Origin of the sequence: Tardiphaga sp. (assembly GCF_044340795.1) — a bacterium.
GTDB lineage: Bacteria > Pseudomonadota > Alphaproteobacteria > Rhizobiales > Xanthobacteraceae > Tardiphaga.
The window spans coordinates 46,974-64,294 of sequence record NZ_JBIISY010000005.1 but is presented as its reverse complement, the minus strand read 5'-3'; the positions used below and the strand labels follow the sequence as shown (position 1 = coordinate 64,294).

Below are 17,321 nucleotides of genomic sequence, written 5' to 3'. Positions count from 1 at the left end.
GCAGCGCTGAGATGGCTGCAATCCTTTTCGAATTCATCGCGTGCGAAATAGATTCAAATCACCAACGAAGTGATTAAGTGCGCTTAGTTCGTGTTGGCTGCGAAAATGGCGCCACGTTCTTGAGGACAATCCAAGCGGGAAGATTAACCGCAATAGCAGTGAGATCGGCCGTCACCCGCGGCATTTTGCAGACGATACGATACATTTTCTCGATCTCAGTTGCTTCACAGTAGCGCTCAGACGTTTCTGTTTTCCCAGCATGCCCGAGTAAATCGGCGCGGTGCTCTTCGGACACGTCGCGCTTCTTCAATATGCCGCCGAACGCATGCCTCATCGCGTGTGCCCCAAGGCCCTCCTCAGTGATGCTGGCACTTAGCAAGACTGGCTTGAATACTTTGTAGAACCGGTTTCCCAGCGGCGATTTTGTCGTCGGTGAGAAAAGATCAGGGAACACCAGGTCATAACCTAGTGCTTTGATCTTGGCGACATACTGCAGGAAGCCCAGTCGGATAAGCTCCGGATGCAGCACGATATTTCGCTTCGACTGTCCGTTTTTGATTCGCCGATACTTGTTTTTCGCGATGTGGAGATATGGGTGCGGTCCGTTGTCGAGGATAACATCGTCAATCATCAAGCCGCAGTATTCTTCTCTTCGGCCGCCTCCATAAAAGATCAGCATCGGAATGTAATACAACGCGCCATGGAAAACGAGCGTTTCACCTGGTGCTCCTTCTTTGTGCTGATGCTTCCACGACAGACAATTGTTGAAGGGAGCCTGCTGAAACAGTCGGACGACACTTTCCAACGACAACTTTTTGCGCTCGTCGCGATCGCGTTCTTCGCTTGTATCTGCCGCACGAAGTTTGTTGATTTTAAGCCGCGGGTCGAGATCGACACCTTGCGATTCTGCAAAGTCTAGAAGCTGACTGATGAAAGTCAGATGGCGATTGAGCGATCCAGCCTCTAACCCGCGCAGATTTTCAGACTTCGTGAGCGCAATCATACGGAGCTCGGCAATCGAGCGATTGTTGTCTTTCTCGCTCTTCCCGTAGTGCTTGTAGATTTCGGCCTCGAAGAAGGTGACGAGCGCCGCAAGGTCTTTCTGTTTGAGGGCCCGCATCCGCTCGACCCCGCACTCTTCCTTCATGAACTTTCCAAGTAACATGAAGGTTTGCTCGGCCTGCTTTCGGCTTTTTTCGCTCCACCGTTTGGACTTGACGCGCTTCTTGACGAGAAGACTGGCCATCGCGCCGAAGCGATCGTCAATTTTATCCTCCGCAAGGGCCGGCTCTGGCACAGACATAACAGACATAGCTGGCTGATGCGGCTGTGCAGTCGGGATAATCTCCGCGGTTTTCGCATTAGGAGGCTGCGCGATAAGCCGGGATCGAAATAGCTGATCCACCACTTCCTTTGCTTCAACGATCTCGCCGCCATAGCGGCGATCTGCTTGTGAAAGGGCAATGTAGATCCCTCGGAAATACACATCCTGCGCGCGCGCAAGGTTCGCCGCATTTGCCGGCGCTCCGTTGTCGTGCAAGAGATTTGCGAGAATGTCGCGCCGCGTCGGAATGAGCCCATTGAGCCGGAGCATGTGCAAATGATCGCGCACGGCCTCAATGTCGTTCGGCGATAAGCCTGCATCTGCCATGCCCACCTCGTCCGCGGGTCGCACGAAAGCGGAAGCTCCCTGAGCATGCAGCAGGCGATAGGTCCAAGCGGCACGACGATCGTCGCGCGCGGCCTGTTCGGCGTCGAAACTCTCAAAGGACTTCGCGGCGGCGGACAACCGCTCCAATTTCTCGAGATGTTTTGACACAACACTGCCAAGCAGCACGTCAAGCTGCTGTGGAGTAATATGTCTTTCGCCGTTTTCGACCGCCGTCACGACTTCCTCCAGTTTGGCATCCAGAAGGACGACAAGACGGCGCGCGTGATGCGCCAACCGGGTCCGTAAGGATAGGAAGATATGGCGCTTATGAAACCATTCCGCGAGCGAAGGCGGTAGACGGCGCCGCCAGTAATACACGGCTTTTCGACGATAAAGGTGCGTGGCGGCTGCCATGCTCGCTCCTGTGCAGCAGTCATGTGCAGCACACCGAGGATCGGCGCCTAACCCAGGATAAATTCGCAAGCGATTCCAGGTTCTTAGGTATTTCTGGCTGGGGCGGGAGGGATCGAACCTCCGCATGGGGGAATCAAAATCCCCTGCCTTACCGCTTGGCTACGCCCCAACGGCCAAAGCGCGGATGTGCGGCAGAGCCCCGGCGCGCTTCGACTTCGCCGGTCTATAGAGAGACCTGCACGATTTCAACCACCTGGGAGCCATGTTCCACGGCTCCCCGGAGCTTTTCATGTGCCATTGCCGGCGGTCGGAGCCGGCCGAAATGCGCCCTTAGGCGTGTTGAGGGCGGTCTCAAATCGTGGGAAGACGGCTGAAAGCTGAAAAGTGTACCCAAAGCTTGCCTGGGAGCGAGATGCGATGACCTATCGTGCGCCGATCAACGACATTCTGCTGGCCCTCAATCACGGCGCCGGGCTCCAGGCCGCCCTCAAGGCCGGCCATTACGGCGATTTCGACGCCGACATGACCGCCCAGGTGCTTGAGGAGGCCGGCCGTTTTGCCAGCGACGTTCTGGCCCCCCTGAACCGCATCGGCGACCAGAATGGCATCAGGCTGAAGGACAAAAAGGTCACCACCGCACCGGGCTGGCCGGATGCCTACAAGCGGTGGACCGAAGCAGGCTGGAACGGCGTGTCCGGCCCCGAAGCTTTCGGCGGTCAGGGTCTCCCCTTGGCGGTGAACGCGGCCTGCACCGAGATCTGGGCCTCGTCGAACATCGCCTTCGGCCTCTGTCCGTTGCTGACCTTGTCTGCCATCGAGGCACTCGACGCCCATGGCAGCGAGGAGCTGAAGAAAATCTATCTGGAGAAGCTCGTGACCGGCGAATGGACCGGCACCATGCAGCTCACCGAGCCGCAGGCCGGCTCCGATGTCGGCGCATTGCGCTCACGCGCCGAGCGCCAGTCCGACGGCACTTATCGGGTGTTCGGCACCAAGATCTTCATCACCTATGGCGATCACGACATGACCGACAATATCGTGCATTTCGTGCTCGCTCGCCTGCCCGATGCGCCTGCCGGCACCAAGGGCATCTCTCTGTTCCTGATTCCGAAATTCCTCGTCAACGCCGACGGCTCGCTCGGTGAGCGCAACGACATCTATGCCTCCGGCGTCGAGCACAAGCTCGGCATGCATGCCTCGCCCACCTGCACCATGACCATGGGCGATGCCGGCGGCGCCGTCGGCTATCTGATCGGCGAGGAGAATCGCGGCATGCTCTGCATGTTCACCATGATGAACCAGGCCCGTCTCGGCGTCGGCCTCGAAGGCGTCGGCATCGCTGATCGCGCCTATCAGCAGGCACTCGCTTTCGCCCAGGAGCGCAAGCAAGGCCGGGCCATCGGCAGCAAGACGGATGGCATGGACCCGATCATGGTGCATCCCGACGTCAAGCGCATGCTGATGCAGATGCGTTCGCTCACTGCCGCCGCACGCACCATCTGCTACGCCACCGCTGTCGCGCTCGACGTCGCTGCACGCTCGACCGATGCAGACACGCGCGCCAGGGCTGCTGCCCGCGGCGCACTGTTGACGCCCATCGCCAAGGCTTTCTCCACCGATATCGGCAACGAGGTCACTTCGCTCGGCGTCCAGATCCATGGAGGCATGGGCTTTATCGAGGAGACCGGCGCCGCCCAGCATTATCGCGACGCGCGCATCACCGCGATCTATGAAGGCACCAACGGCATCCAGTCCATCGATCTCGTCACGCGCAAGCTCGCGGCATCGGGCGGGGCTTCGGTCTGGGCCCTGCTCGACGAATTGAACGGCATCGTCGCCCGTGTCGAGGGCTCGAATGATCCCGCATTCGGCACCACCGGCGCGAAGCTGCGCGATGCGCTCGGGGCACTCGAACGCAGCAGCAAATGGCTGCTCGAAAAGATGACCTCGGCGCCGAATGACGCGCTGGCGGGCGCCACGCCCTATATGCGCCTGTTCGCTTCGGCGCTGGGCGGCTGCATGCTGGCGAACGAGGCCATGGCGGCCCGGGAGGGTGACGGCGAGTCTGGGCGCTATGTCTCGGTCGCGCGTTTCTTTGCGGAAAACGTCGCGGTGCAGGCGGGATCCCTGGAACGCACCGTGATGGACTCCGCCGAAGCGGTGATGGCCGCAGACGCTGCCCTGCTGGGCTGAGCGGTATCGATATCCAACTATCCGCCAACCCGGATTGGTGTAACATCCGGCTGATAAGACACGCGCGCGCATCGAGGAAACCGGGGCAGACAATGAGCGAACATCTGATCGTGACCGACGAGGACGCGACGCGCGTCATCACGCTGCGGCGGCCGGAAAAGAAGAATGCGATCACGCAGGACATGTATCGCGCGATGTCAGACGCCATCGACACCGCTCAGAACAATCCCGCCCTTCGCTGCCTCATCATCACCGGCGGCTCCGGTGCCTTCACGTCGGGGAACGACCTGCAGGATTTCCTCAAGGACGGCACCGATCCTCGATCGGCGGAATTCCGCTCGTCGGCCGCCATCAAGTTTCTTTACTCGCTGGCCCATAACACCAAGCCGATCATTGCCGCCGTGGATGGCATTGCCATCGGGATCGGCACCACGATGCTGTTCCATTGCGATTATGTGCTGGCCTCGACCACCGCGACTTTCACCACGCCCTTCATCCATCTCGGCCTGGTGCCGGAAGGCGCATCGAGCCTGCTGTTTCCTCGCACCATGGGCCACCAGCGTGCATTCGCCACGCTGGTGATGGGCCGCACCATGCATGCCGACGACGCGCGCACGGCCGGTTTCGTCAACGAGGTCGTCGCCCCCGGCCACACCGAAGTGGAAGCCCGCAAGGTCGCGCGCGAGATCTGCGCGCTGCCGGCGGAGGCCGTCGCCATCTCGCGCAAACTATTGAAACTGCCGCCGGAAGACCTCACACGACGTATCGATCAGGAGAGCCATCTGTTTGGCGAGCGCATGAAGTCGCAGGAGGCGATTGCCGCATTCCAAGCGTTCTTCGCACGCAAGAAGGCGTAACATTCCTGCGCTAAACGAGACGGCATGACCAGACTTCAAGCGATCATCATCGCCGCCTCGCTGCTTTGCGCGCCCTTTGCCCATGGCCAGACATCGACCGAACCGGTCGATGTCACCCTGCTCGCGATCAACGATTTTCATGGCAATCTCCGCCCCGCGCCCGGAGGCATCACCATTGACGATCCTGCGGACAAGACGAAGAAAATCACCGTGCCGGCCGGGGGCGCCGAACATCTGGCGACACTGGTCAAGCAATTGCGTGCCGGGAAGAAGAACACGGCCTTCGTCGCGGCTGGTGACCTGATCGGCGCGAGCCCGTTCCTGTCGGCGCTCTTTCACGACGAGCCGACCATCGAAGCGCTGTCAATGATGGGGCTTGAGATTGCCGCCGTCGGCAATCACGAATTCGACGAAGGCCGCGACGAACTGCTTCGCATGCAGCATGGCGGCTGCCATCCGACGGATGGCTGCAAGGGCCTGCATCTCTTCACGGGCGCCACGTTCCGCTATCTCGCGGCCAGCACCTTCGATACGAAGACAGGCAAGCCGCTGCTGCCGCCCTACGAGATCCGCAGCTTCGACGGCATTCCCGTCGCCTTTATCGGGCTCACCTTGAAAGGTACGCCCAATCTCGTCGCACCGCCCGGCATTGCCGGGCTGGAATTTCGAGACGAGGCGGAAACGGTGAACGCGCTGGTTCCGGAGCTCAAGACGCAGGGCGTAGAAGCCATCGTGGTTCTGATCCACGAAGGCGGCTTCCCTACCGGTGGCTACAACGATTGCCCGGGCATTTCCGGCCCCATCGTCGATATCGTCAGAAAGTTCGACAAGACCGTGGACGTCGTTGTCAGTGGCCACACCCATCGCGCCTATACATGCGAGATCGATGGTCGCCTCGTCACCTCTGGCGACAAATACGGCACGCTCGTCACCACCATCGACATGAAACTCGACCGGACCACGCGCGATATCACCAGCGCGACGGCGAACAACGTCATCGTCCATACCTCGATCCCGGCCGATCCATCGCAGACGGCGTTGCTCGCAGCCTATGACAAGGTGGCAGCCCCCATCGCTGCACGGCCTGCCGGCGCAATCACCGAGACGCTCTCACGCGTCCCCAATATGCAGACTGGCGAAAGCCCGCTTGGCAATGTGATTGCCGATGCGCATCTCGCCGCGACATCGGCGCCAGATCGCGGTCACGCTGTCATCGCCTTCACCAATCCCGGCGGCATTCGCGGCGATATCATCAAGAAGCCCGATGCCGACGTTTCCTATGGCGATGTCTTCGCCGCCCAGCCCTTCCGCAACCAGTTGGTGACGCTGACCCTCACCGGCGCGCAGATCAAGGCGATGCTCGAGCAACAATGGCGCGATCCGAAACGTCCGCGGATCCTGCCGGTCTCAAAGGGCTTCAGCTACACCTGGGACAATGCCGGCTCTGATGGCAGCCGCATCATTGCGGAAAGCATGAAACTGGATGGTGCGGCCATCGATCCCGCGGCGCCCTATCGCGTGACCGTCAACAACTTCCTCGCGGTGGGTGGTGACGGCTTTACGGTGCTAAAGGATGGCAGGGATCCGGTTATCGGCGTCTATGACGTCGATGCACTGAGCGCCTATCTCCGCAGCAACAGTCCCGTAGCGCCGGGACTGCTGGACCGGATTTCGAGGGTGAACTAGCAATCGTTCGATCGTCATTCACTAATGCGCCGCCTGCTTGCCATCGACGAAGCTGACTTCCACACCCTTCTTCACCGCCGCAGCAACACGCTCCGCGTCCCAATTCGTCAGCCGCACGCAACCATGACTGTCGCTCTTGCTGACGCGCGAGGGATCGGAGGTGCCATGGATGCCGTAGCTCTTCTCGGACAAGCCGATCCACATCGTCCCCACAGGATTGTTCGGGCCACCGGCGATCTTGAACGCCTTGCTGCTGTCGACACCCTTGAACTTGTATTTCGGATCGTAGCGATACACCGGATTGGCGTGGATCGACGTCACCTTCAGCACGCCTGACGGCGTCGGCTTCTCCTCGCTGCCAACGCTGGCCGGGTAGAAAGCGAGCAGCGCACCGTCCTTGCCGAAGGCCTTCACGGTTTGCCGCACCTTATCCACCTCCAGCCGGGCAGCCTTGTCGGGCTTGCGATCGGAGAGCTTGACGATGGTGATGGTCTCGCCGGCCTTCTCGAAACTTGCTTTCGGATTGAGCGTCTCCAGCAGATCCTGGCTCATATGGAAACGCTCGCCCAGCGCTTCCAGCGCGCTGGTATAGCTGAGCGTCTTGAGCGATTTCATCGCTTCCATCTTCACTGGGAGCTTGTCGATGAAGGGGCCGGCAATGTCCTTGTCGGTGAGCGTGTAGTCAGTCAGCACGGGCTCGGCCGATGTTGCCTGCAGCTTGTCCCAGATCTCGGGCGTGAGCACTTTGGTCGATGCCAGCCCGTTGGCTTCAGCAAAGGCAACCAGCGCCTTCTCTACATTATCACCGAACAGACCGTCGATCTCGCCCGGCGAGAAATGCAGGCGGTCGAGCAGAACCTGCACCTTGACCGCGAGCGGATGCTCCCTGACATCCGAGGGAAGCTTTCCGATAAAGGTCGCCGCGTTGATGGCCTCGGCAGTGAAGGGCTTTTTGTCATCTTTCGCGATGACAGGTGTCGCCATGAGCAGCGCGAGTGACGCGATCGATATTATCCGCATGGTCCTCACCCGGCCGTTGGTTGTCGGCCACAATAACGGCGGGTGAGGCTCTACGGTTCCCGGCTAGTAGATCGACGGCTCCTTCACCGGACCGCCGAAATCACTGCGCAGGAAATCGAAGTCGCAGCCTTCATTGGCCTGCTGAATATGCTTGCTGAACATCCAGCCATAGCCGCGCTCGTAATTCTTCTCAGGCGCCTGCCAGGCGGCACGGCGCTTCTCCATTTCCGCATCGGAGATGTCGAGATTGATCGTGCGCGCATCCACATCCAGCGTGATCATGTCGCCATTCTGCACCAGCGCCAGCGGGCCACCAATGAAGGATTCCGGCGCCACATGCAGGATGCAGGCGCCGTAGCTCGTGCCGCTCATGCGCGCATCGGAAATGCGCACCATGTCGCGCACGCCCTGCTTCACCAGCTTCTTCGGGATCGGCAGCATGCCCCATTCCGGCATGCCCGGTCCGCCTTGCGGACCGGCATTGCGCAGGATCAGGACGTGATCTGCCGTGACGTCGAGGCTCTCGTCATCGACGGCCTTCTTCATGCTCGGATAGTCGTCGAACACCAGCGCCGGCCCGGTATGCTTGAGAAAGCGCGGATCGCAGGCCGATGGCTTGATGACACAGCCATCAGGCGCGAGATTGCCTTTCAGCACGGCGAGCGCGCCCTCGGCATAGATCGGATCGCTCACCGTGCGGATGACGTCGTCATTATGCACCTCGGCACCGGCAATGTTCTCGCCGAGCGTCTGGCCGGTGACGGTCATGACATCGAGATGCAGGTGCTCCTTGATGCGGTTCATCAGGCCCGGCAGGCCGCCGGCATAGAAGAAATCCTCCATCAGATACGTGTCACCCGACGGGCGGACATTGGCGATCACCGGCACTTTTCGACTGGCTATCTCGAAATCATCGAGGCCGATATCCTGCCCGGCGCGGCGTGCCTGCGCGATCAGGTGAATGATCGCATTGGTGGAGCAGCCCATGGCCATCGCCACGGTGATGGCATTCTCGAATGCCTTTCGCGTTTGAATCTTCGCCGGCGTCAGATCCTCCCACACCATCTCGACGATGCGACGGCCGCAGGCGGACGCCATGCGGATGTGGCCAGCATCGGCGGCAGGAATTGAGGACGCGCCGGGTAGCGACATGCCGATGCTTTCCGCGATCGCCGTCATGGTCGAGGCCGTGCCCATGGTCATGCAGGTGCCATAGCTGCGCGCGATGCCGCCTTCGACTTCCAGCCATTCCTTCTCGGAGATGTTGCCGGCCCGGCGCTCGTCCCAATATTTCCAGCCATCAGAGCCGGAGCCAAGCGTCTTGCCCTTCCAGTTGCCACGCAGCATCGGGCCGGCCGGCAAATAGATCGCAGGATAGCCGGCGGAGGTGGCGCCGAGCAGCAGGCCCGGCGTGGTCTTGTCGCACCCCCCCATCAGCACAACGCCGTCGACGGGGTGGCCGCGCAGCAGTTCTTCCGCATCCATCGCCAGCATGTTGCGATAGAGCATCGTTGTCGGCTTGAGGAACGACTCCGACAGCGACAGGGCCGGCAATTCCATCGGGAAACCGCCCGCCATCAGGATGCCGCGCTTCACGTCATCGACGCGCGTCTTGAAATGCATGTGGCAGGGCTGCGCCTCGGACCACGTATTGAGGATGGCGATGACCGGACGGCCCTTCCACTCTTCCGGTGCATAACCCTGCTGCATCGCCCGCGAACGGTGGCCGAAGGAACGCAGGTCATCCGGCGCGAACCAGCGTGCACTGCGCAATTGATCGGGCGTCTTCTTTTTCGTCATTGGGCTTCCTCGGTCCGCGCCACCGTTGGTTGACCGGCGCATTTTGTCGCACCAATATACGAGACAACAAAAGCTGCAAGCCAGCGCGGCTGCGACCCGGAGTCACTCACACCGAATATTCCAGTTTCCGGCAAGGCCGGATCAGACGGATGCCCGCATCAATGACGGGCACCGCAAATAACGCACAGGGAGGAAGACCGGATGAGCATTTCTCGTCGAGATATTCTGCTGGGCAGCGCCGGTGCCATTGGGGCCGCGACCTTGCCGTTTCCCCGCCCCGCCATTGCGCAATCCTCCGAACCTATCAAGATCGGCTGGCTCGCCGCCATGACCGGTCCGAGCTCGGCGCCCACTGTCGGTTTTCACCGCGGCGTCACTTTTGCCACCAACGAGATCAATGCGTCAGGCGGTGTCAAAGGCCGCAAGATCGAGATCGTGACCCGCGACACCCAGGGCGACCCCACCAAGGCCGTCAATGCCACGCAGGAACTGATCAGCCAGGTCAAGGTGCACGCAATCTGGGGACCGGTGAATTCCGGTGAGGCGCTGGCGACCACGCCGCTGATGGCACGTGCCAAAATTCCCGACCTGCATCCCTGCGTCGTCGATACGCTGATCGACACCACGAAATATCCCAACGCCTTCCGCATCGCACCGTCCAATGGACAGTGGGACGACGCGGTGCGCAGCTATTGCCTGAAGGTGCTGAAGATCAAGAAAGTCGCCGTGATCGGCGACACCACCGGCTATGGCGTCACCGCAGTGAAGGCGTCGGTCGAGGCGTTCAAGAAGGACGGCGCCGATGTCGTCTATTCCGCCAATGTGGACGCCACGCAACCCGACATGACGCCGGATATGTTGCGCGCCAAGAATGCCGGTGCCGAAGCCATCGTTGTGTGGAGCGTCTCCACCGGCATGGAAGCGCGCATGTTCAACACCCGCGGCTCGATGAACTGGGACGTGCCCTTTGTCGGCCACCCGTCCCTCGCCTCCGGCGAACTCGCGAGCCTGGTCGAAAAGCCGACTTATTGGGAGAAGGTCTATGCGGTCGGCTACAAGAGCTGCAGCTACGACAAGGCCGGCATGCTTCCCGATAAAAGCCAGCAACTCGTCCATCGCCTGACCAAGGCAGGCATCCAGTTACAGGACACACTCCTGTGGTGGGTCGCCTGCGGCATTGATGCCGTGGAGCTGATCGTCAAGGGCGTCGAGGCATCGGGTTCGACGGACAGCGCAGGCATCATCAAATACTGGAACAGCCTCACGAAATATCCCGGCTATTTCGGCAGCTATACATTCACGCCCACCGAACATAACGGCTATCCGACCGACGAGATCGTGATGTCCGAAGCACGTTCGGCCAAGAATGGCACCTTCGCCCTCGCCCCTGGCTACACATAGGCCGGGAGGCAAGCCGCATGCTCGGTTCCATCATAGCTTCCGGATTGGCGGCTGGCGCGATCTATGCGCTGGTCGGCATCACCTACAACACCATGTTCTCGACCTCACGGGTGATGAGCTTCACCGCAGGGCAGCTGGCTATGCTCGGCGGCGTGTTCGGCTCACTGTTCATGCTCAAGCTGGGGATGCCGACGCTTGTCGGGTTCGCGCTGACTTTGGTGTGCTGCGCCATGATCGGCGTCATCACCGAATTCGTAGCGGTCCGACCAGTGCTGAAAAGCCTCGAACAGCATCTCTATGTGCTTTCGACGCTTGCACTGGCGCTGATGATCCAGCAGGTCACCGCCATCAAATGGGGCACCGAACCACAGCCATTCCCGCGCATGATCGGGATCGGCAGCGGCGTATGGGACGAGAAATTCTGGCTGCCCGTGGTGGCCTGCGGGCTCACCATCATCGGGCTGGAATATCTGTATCGTCGCACCCTGATCGGTCACGCCTTCATGGCCATCGCCGAGGACAACTTTGCTGCCCGCGCACTCGGGCTTCCCGAGCGAAATTTGCGCGTCGCGAGCTATGCCCTCGCCGGCGTCATCGGCGGAGTCGCGGGCTTCGCCGGCGGCGAGCTGATGCTGGCCTTCTTCGCCAACGGCGCGCTGCTGAATTTCTACGGATTCGTGCCGGTGGCGCTGGGCGGGCTCGGCAATAATCGCGGCGCAATCATCGGCGGGCTGGCACTAGGCCTGTTCCAGCAGGCGATGAATTTCACGGTTGGCGGCATCTTCTCCTCGGTCGCAGTGTTCGCGATCTTCATCATCGTATTGCTGGCAGCACCGCAGGGCCTGTTCGGCTCGGCCACCGCGCGGAGAGTCTGATGGCGACGATCACCGATACCACCGCGATGCACGAGACATCCACGAAACAGGCGAAGCTGTCGGCGCTGCTGCCGTTCATCGGCATCTTCGTCGTGGCGATGATCCTGCCTTTCGTCAGCAACGATTACTGGGCCCTGATCGGCACCCGCGCGGCGATCTACTGGTTTCTGGTCGCCGGCCTCAATCTCGTGGTGGGCTTTGCCGGCCATCTCGCCATCGGCTATGTGGCGCTGCTGACGCTTGGTGCCTACACGACCAGCGTGCTGGCTTCGGGCAATGTGATGCCGCCGCTTCCGGTCTTCGTATCCCTGATCGCGGCGAGCTGTGTCGGCGCGGTGTTCGGCGTCATCGTCGGCCTGCCCGCGATGCGGCTGCGCACCTTTTACTTTGCCATGACCACACTCGGCTTTGCGACCATCGTGACCCAGATCGCGCTGGCCTGGCAGAGCGTGACCGGTGGCGGCGTCGGCATTGTCGGGCCGGAAATGCCCGCACCGTTCAACACGCCCTGGGGCTTCTATTATCTCTGCATCGGGCTTGGTGCTGTCGCAACATGGCTGAGCGCCAATGTGGCGCATAGCCGGTTCGGCCGCGCGCTCATCGCGATACGCGATGTCGATGTGGCGGCGGAAGCCACCGGCATTTCCAAGCCGAAGCTGCTGGTGTCGATCTTCCTGCTCGCCGGCGCCATGGCGGCCTTTGCCGGCGGGCTGTTCGCCAGCCTGCAGACTTACATCACGCCCGATGCCTTCACCTTCGATCTGTCGGTGCTGTTCTTCATCGCCATCCTGATCGGCGGTCGCGGCTCCATCCTCGGGCCGATGCTCGGTACCATCATTCTCACCATTCTGCCGGAGATCGCCGCGCCGCTCGCCGCCTGGTCCACTTTCCTCTATGCGGTGCTGCTGCTGGTGATCGTGCTGGTGATGCCCGGCGGCATCGCGGCATTGCTCGATTTCAAGAGCCGACGCCCACTGGCCAGCAATCGCGCCATCGTGCCACGCCCCGCGGTGCTCGCAGAAGCGCTGCGCAAGACCGCAGGACAGGCGGTGCTTTCGCTGCGCGAGGTCGTGCTCACTTTCGGGAATGTTCGCGCCATCGATGGCCTCGACCTTGACGTGAAGCCCGGTCAGGTCCACGGCCTGATCGGCCCCAACGGTTCCGGCAAGACCACCACGCTGAACGTGATCTCCGGCTATTACGCTGCCAAGGGTGGGCGGATCACCCTCGGCGGCGAGGCTCTCCCACCGGGACGGCCGGAGCTGCGCGCTGGCAAGGGCATTGCCCGCACCTTCCAGACACCGCGAGTGATCGGCGAAGCCTCGGTGCTCGACAATGTCATGGTCGGCGGCACCATCGAAGGACAGGCGACATTTGCCGAAGCATTGCTCTCGCTGCCGCGGCATCACCGCGACGAGCGCGCCCTGACGGATCAGGCCCGCGCCATGCTGCGCGTGGTCGGTCTGGAGCCGCTCGCCGACGTGCGCGCCGATCGCCTGCAACACAGCGAATTGCGCTTCATCGAGATTGCGCGCGCGCTGATGCTGCAACCGGACTTCCTGCTGCTGGACGAGCCGGCTGCCGGCCTGTCCAGCGACGAGATCAACCGGCTTGGCGAACTGATCAAGGCGATCAGCCGCCGCGGCACCGGCGTGCTGCTCGTGGAACATCATGCCGACCTGATCTTCGACATCTGCGATCAGGTGACCGTGCTCAATCTTGGAAAGATCCTCGCCGCCGGTACGCCGGCAGAGATCCGTGTACACAAGGAGGTCGTCAGTGCTTACCTTGGAGGCTGAACCGCTGTTGAAGATCACCGCCCTGGAATCCGGCTATGGCAAGATTCGCGTCCTGCATGGCGTGGACATGCGCATCGCCGCGGGCGAGGTGGTGACCCTGCTCGGCCCCAACGGCGCCGGCAAATCGACGCTCCTGCGCGCAATCTCCGGCCTGCTGCCGGTCAATGCCGGCAGCGTTACCTTCGATGGCCGCGACATCAGCAACGGCACGCCACGCGAGGCAGCGCGGGCGGGACTGGTGCATGTCATCGAAGGGCACCGCGTGTTCACGCAGCAGACCGTGACGGAGAACCTGCTGCTCGCCGCCTATGACCTGCCGCGTGGCGAACGAGCGGCGCGGGTCGATGAAGCGCTATCGTTCTTTCCGGAGATCGCGGAGAAACGCCATGAGAGCGGCGCATCGCTGTCGGGCGGACAGCAGCAGATGCTGGTGGTGGCCCAAGGACTGGTCAGACGGCCGCGGCTATTGATGCTGGACGAACCTTCGGCGGGACTGTCGCCTGTGCTGGTCGATCGCGTGCTCAACGTGGTGACACAGCTGCGCAAGGCGGGAACGGCGGTGCTGCTGGTGGAACAACTCGTGGAGAAGGCGCTTGCGGCGGCAGATCGCGTTTATGCGCTGTCGCAGGGACATATCGTGTTGCAGGCGGCCACGAGCGAAGCGAATTTGCCGCAGCGACTCGAGCGCGCTTATTTCGGGCATGGGGAGAAGGCGGCGATGTAATCCATCTCCGTCGTCATTGCGAGGCGCACAGCAACGAAGCAATCCAGTTCTTTCTTCGTGAAAATCTGGATTGCTTCGCACGGTCGCAATGACGATTGAGAGGCCTACGCGCCAAACACCTTGCCGATCGCGGCCTGCGCGTCGCTCTGGATCTGCTTCAGATGATCCTCGCTGCGGAAGCTTTCCGCGTAGATCTTGTACACATCCTCGGTGCCCGATGGCCGCGCGGCAAACCAGCCATTGGCCGTACTCACCTTGATGCCACCGAAGGACTGGTCGTTGCCGGAAGCCTTGCTCTCGGTCACTGTGACGGGATCGCCAGCCAGCTCAGTCATGCCGATCTGCTCTGGTGTTACCTTCTTCAGCACGTTCTTCTGGTCCGGCGTTGCAGCGGCATCAATGCGCTCGTAATAGGGCGTGCCGAATTCTTGCATCAGCTTCTCGAAACGCTGGCTCGGATTTTCCTTCGTCACCGCGGTGATCTCCGCGGCGAGCAGGCCGAGAATGAGACCGTCCTTGTCGGTGGTCCAGACCGTGCCGTCCTTGCGCAGGAAGGAAGCGCCGGCGCTCTCCTCGCCGCCAAATCCAAATGAGCCATCGACGAGGCCGTTAACGAACCACTTGAAGCCCACCGGTGTCTCTACCAGTTTGCGACCGAGCCTCTTCACCACGCGATCGATGATCGCGCTTGAGACGATGGTCTTGCCCACGGCAGCATCCTTGCGCCAGTGCGGGCGGTGCGCGAACAGATAGTCGATCGACGTCGCCAGGTAGTGGTTCGGATTCATCAGCCCGCCGGTGCGGGTGACAATGCCATGGCGATCGGCATCGGTGTCATTGGCGAAGGCGACATCGAACTTGTCGCGCATGTGGATCAGCGGCGCCATCGCATATGGCGACGAGCAGTCCATCCGAATCTTGCCGTCCCAATCCAGGGTCATGAAGCGGAAAGTGGGATCGATGGCGGTGTTCACGATGGTCGCGTCGAGCTTGTAGCGCTCGATCACCGGCTCCCAGTAATGCACGCCGGCGCCGCCGAGCGGATCGATGCCGATCTTCACGCCCGCATTGCGGATCGCATCCATGTCGACGACATCTGCGAGGTCGCTCACATAGGGCGTGATGTAATCATAGGGCTTGATGAACTCCGACGCGCGAGCGCGGGCGAGCGGGATGCGCTTGACGCCGGCCATATCGGCTTGGAGAAAGCCGTTCGCGGCCTTCTCCATCAAGCCGGTGATATCGGTATCGGCCGGGCCACCATTGGGCGGATTGTATTTGAAGCCCCCGTCTTCCGGCGGATTGTGTGATGGCGTGACCACGACGCCATCTGCCAGGCCCGACGTACGGCCCTTGTTGTAGGTCAGGATCGCGTGGGAGATCACCGGAGTCGGTGTATAACCGCCGTCCTTGTCCACCATCACATAGACGCCATTGGCGGCGAAGACCTCAAGCGCCGAGACCATGGCGGGCTCGGCCAGCGCATGGGTGTCGATCCCCAGAAACAGCGGGCCATCGATGCCGGCCCCCTTGCGATAGTCACAGATCGCCTGGCTGATAGCGAGGATATGGTTCTCGTTGAACGAATTGTGCAGCGCCGAGCCACGATGGCCGGAGGTGCCGAACGCAACGCGCTGGGTGGCAACGGACGGGTCCGGCTTGCCGGCGAAATAGGCCGAGACGAGCCGGGGCACGTTCACGAGCTGGGAGGGGTCGATCGGTTTACCGGCCAGCGGATGGACGTGGGCAGCCATATAGTCTCCTTCGCATACCAAGAGCCCCGGCAGCCGCAGATCGGTGGCCGGGAACAGAACTCATGGCATGTTTCGGAGGACAAATCAGCCGCCTTTGCGACGGCTCCGGCATGGGATGGCGCTCAGGCGCGTCCCGAAGCCTGGCTGGATGCCCAGGCCAGCGGCAACGCAAAACACAGGAACATCACGACCACGGCGCCAGCGACCAGCATGCTTTCGAAGGGCATATCTCTTCTCCTTGGTTTTATGGAGAAGATCGTGCGCCCGCGGCGTGTGGAGCGCCTTGAGATGGATCAATCCGCCGCGGGCGATCAGGCCGCGGCCAATGCGTCCAGCTTGTCCATCGACAGGAGCCGCACCCCATCCGGCACCACCACCAGCGCCTTGTCCTTGGCGAGCTTGGTGAGCGTGCGGCTGACCGTCTCGATGGTCAGGCCGAGATAATCAGCGATGTCTTGCCGGCTCATCGGCAGCGGGACGGTGACCGACTTCTGGCCGATGCGGGCATAGCGGGCCTGCAGGTTGAGCAGGAAGGCCGCCACCTTCTCATCGGCATTGCGGCGGCCAAGCAGCAGCATCTGGTCCTGGGCGAGGCTGAGCTCGTGGCCGGCAAATTCGTGCATCCGGCGCAGCAGATGCGGCTTGCCGTCGACATAGCTCAGGAAAGCCGAGCGGGAGAAACGGCAGACCCGCGCGGGGCTCACGGCTTCGGCCGCAACGCCATAGCGGTCCATCATCGCAAGACCGAGAAAGTCGCCAGGCAGCGCGAAGCCGACGATCTGGCGACGGCCATCCGGCAGCGACTTGTAGAGGCGAACAACGCCCTCGGTGACATTGAACACGGCGCCAGCCTGTGCGCCCTGGTCGAACAGCATGGTCTTGGCCGGATAGTGCTTGACCTGGCTCAGGCGGTCGAGCTCGTCCAGCTCATCGGGTTCCAGGGCCGCGCATACGCTGAACAGGCGCACCTTGCAGTCGTCGCAGGCGCCGCGCGCGTGCTTGCAATCGCTGGTGCCGCAGCTGTCGACGGGGAGTTCCGCGAAGGTCATGGCGTGGTCCGTGGTCATTTCTAAGCTCGCGAGGGTCATATCAGCCAAGTCCTCAGATTACCTTATACCTTTTGACATTGATCAATCTGTCGCGCCTT

Annotated in this window: 12 protein-coding genes and 1 tRNA gene; 7 read left to right on the top strand and 6 right to left on the bottom strand. The window is 61.6% G+C overall.

What is annotated here, in order from left to right; translation table 11 throughout:
* Window positions 1-73: 73 nt before the first annotated feature.
* The gene (locus ACIQ17_RS01790; RefSeq protein ID WP_398464742.1) at window positions 74-2,065 is read right to left on the bottom strand and encodes a DUF6538 domain-containing protein; all 1,992 of its coding nucleotides are present in this window, start codon (window positions 2,063-2,065) and stop codon (window positions 74-76) included.
* A gap of 94 nt (window positions 2,066-2,159) precedes the next feature.
* A tRNA-Gln gene (locus tag ACIQ17_RS01785) sits at window positions 2,160-2,234 on the bottom strand.
* Between the two features lie 248 nt (window positions 2,235-2,482).
* Between ACIQ17_RS01785 and ACIQ17_RS01780 the strand changes: the two genes are divergently transcribed.
* The 3 genes from ACIQ17_RS01780 to ACIQ17_RS01770 all read left to right on the top strand — a co-directional run bounded on the left by ACIQ17_RS01780 (window position 2,483) and on the right by ACIQ17_RS01770 (window position 6,801).
* The gene (locus ACIQ17_RS01780) at window positions 2,483-4,258 is read left to right on the top strand and encodes an acyl-CoA dehydrogenase (protein ID WP_398464740.1); all 1,776 of its coding nucleotides are present in this window, start codon (window positions 2,483-2,485) and stop codon (window positions 4,256-4,258) included.
* A 92-nt stretch (window positions 4,259-4,350) separates the two neighbouring features.
* A complete protein-coding gene (locus ACIQ17_RS01775) occupies window positions 4,351-5,115 on the top strand; it encodes a crotonase/enoyl-CoA hydratase family protein (RefSeq protein ID WP_398464738.1) in 765 nt (254 codons plus the stop codon).
* A gap of 24 nt (window positions 5,116-5,139) precedes the next feature.
* Entirely contained in the window at window positions 5,140-6,801 is a 1,662-nt protein-coding gene (locus tag ACIQ17_RS01770; protein ID WP_398464736.1) for a bifunctional metallophosphatase/5'-nucleotidase, read from the top strand.
* Window positions 6,802-6,822: 21 nt separating this feature from the next.
* Here ACIQ17_RS01770 and ACIQ17_RS01765 read toward each other — a convergent pair whose 3' ends face one another.
* Together ACIQ17_RS01765 and araD are read right to left on the bottom strand one after the other, a co-directional pair.
* Entirely contained in the window at window positions 6,823-7,821 is a 999-nt protein-coding gene (locus tag ACIQ17_RS01765) for a L,D-transpeptidase family protein (protein WP_398464734.1), read from the bottom strand.
* Between the two features lie 63 nt (window positions 7,822-7,884).
* On the bottom strand, window positions 7,885-9,621 hold the full coding sequence (gene araD / locus ACIQ17_RS01760) for an L-arabinonate dehydratase (protein WP_398464732.1): 1,737 nt from the start codon (window positions 9,619-9,621) through the stop codon (window positions 7,885-7,887).
* A 201-nt stretch (window positions 9,622-9,822) separates the two neighbouring features.
* Between araD and ACIQ17_RS01755 the strand changes: the two genes are divergently transcribed.
* Genes ACIQ17_RS01755 through ACIQ17_RS01740 form a run of 4 tightly spaced genes read left to right on the top strand, consistent with a single transcriptional unit; the run spans window position 9,823 to window position 14,420 of the window.
* Window positions 9,823-11,022 (top strand): ABC transporter substrate-binding protein, encoded by a 1,200-nt coding sequence (locus ACIQ17_RS01755; RefSeq protein WP_398464730.1) that lies wholly within the window; start codon window positions 9,823-9,825, stop codon window positions 11,020-11,022.
* 17 nt (window positions 11,023-11,039) lie between these two features.
* A complete protein-coding gene (locus ACIQ17_RS01750; RefSeq protein WP_398464728.1) occupies window positions 11,040-11,897 on the top strand; it encodes a branched-chain amino acid ABC transporter permease in 858 nt (285 codons plus the stop codon).
* A complete protein-coding gene (locus ACIQ17_RS01745) occupies window positions 11,897-13,696 on the top strand; it encodes an ATP-binding cassette domain-containing protein (RefSeq protein WP_398464725.1) in 1,800 nt (599 codons plus the stop codon). Before ACIQ17_RS01750 ends, ACIQ17_RS01745 begins: the two co-directional genes overlap by 1 nt.
* Window positions 13,677-14,420 carry an ABC transporter ATP-binding protein gene (locus ACIQ17_RS01740; RefSeq protein ID WP_398464723.1) on the top strand — a complete coding sequence of 248 codons (744 nt, stop codon included), beginning with the start codon at window positions 13,677-13,679 and terminating at the stop codon, window positions 14,418-14,420. The genes ACIQ17_RS01745 and ACIQ17_RS01740 overlap by 20 nt, the downstream gene beginning before the upstream one ends.
* A gap of 104 nt (window positions 14,421-14,524) precedes the next feature.
* On the opposite strand, the gene pgm is transcribed toward ACIQ17_RS01740, so the two are convergent.
* Both pgm and ACIQ17_RS01730 read right to left on the bottom strand, forming a co-directional pair.
* Window positions 14,525-16,174, bottom strand: coding sequence for a phosphoglucomutase (alpha-D-glucose-1,6-bisphosphate-dependent) (pgm, locus tag ACIQ17_RS01735; protein WP_398464721.1), 1,650 nt, complete (start codon window positions 16,172-16,174; stop codon window positions 14,525-14,527).
* 311 nt (window positions 16,175-16,485) lie between these two features.
* Window positions 16,486-17,223 carry a Crp/Fnr family transcriptional regulator gene (locus ACIQ17_RS01730; RefSeq protein ID WP_398464748.1) on the bottom strand — a complete coding sequence of 246 codons (738 nt, stop codon included), beginning with the start codon at window positions 17,221-17,223 and terminating at the stop codon, window positions 16,486-16,488.
* Between the last annotated feature and the right edge of the window lie 98 nt (window positions 17,224-17,321).

What these genes read in the sequence shown, in the direction of transcription:
- ACIQ17_RS01790 (WP_398464742.1), bottom strand. Translation starts at nt 2,065, where the DNA reads ATGGCAGCCGCCACGCACCTTTATCGTCGAAAAGCCGTGTATTACTGG.
- ACIQ17_RS01780 (WP_398464740.1), top strand. Translation starts at nt 2,483, where the DNA reads ATGACCTATCGTGCGCCGATCAACGACATTCTGCTGGCCCTCAATCAC.
- ACIQ17_RS01775 (WP_398464738.1), top strand. Translation starts at nt 4,351, where the DNA reads ATGAGCGAACATCTGATCGTGACCGACGAGGACGCGACGCGCGTCATC.
- ACIQ17_RS01770 (WP_398464736.1), top strand. Translation starts at nt 5,140, where the DNA reads ATGACCAGACTTCAAGCGATCATCATCGCCGCCTCGCTGCTTTGCGCG.
- ACIQ17_RS01765 (WP_398464734.1), bottom strand. Translation starts at nt 7,821, where the DNA reads ATGCGGATAATATCGATCGCGTCACTCGCGCTGCTCATGGCGACACCT.
- araD (WP_398464732.1), bottom strand. Translation starts at nt 9,621, where the DNA reads ATGACGAAAAAGAAGACGCCCGATCAATTGCGCAGTGCACGCTGGTTC.
- ACIQ17_RS01755 (WP_398464730.1), top strand. Translation starts at nt 9,823, where the DNA reads ATGAGCATTTCTCGTCGAGATATTCTGCTGGGCAGCGCCGGTGCCATT.
- ACIQ17_RS01750 (WP_398464728.1), top strand. Translation starts at nt 11,040, where the DNA reads ATGCTCGGTTCCATCATAGCTTCCGGATTGGCGGCTGGCGCGATCTAT.
- ACIQ17_RS01745 (WP_398464725.1), top strand. Translation starts at nt 11,897, where the DNA reads ATGGCGACGATCACCGATACCACCGCGATGCACGAGACATCCACGAAA.
- pgm (WP_398464721.1), bottom strand. Translation starts at nt 16,174, where the DNA reads ATGGCTGCCCACGTCCATCCGCTGGCCGGTAAACCGATCGACCCCTCC.
- ACIQ17_RS01730 (WP_398464748.1), bottom strand. Translation starts at nt 17,223, where the DNA reads ATGACCTTCGCGGAACTCCCCGTCGACAGCTGCGGCACCAGCGATTGC.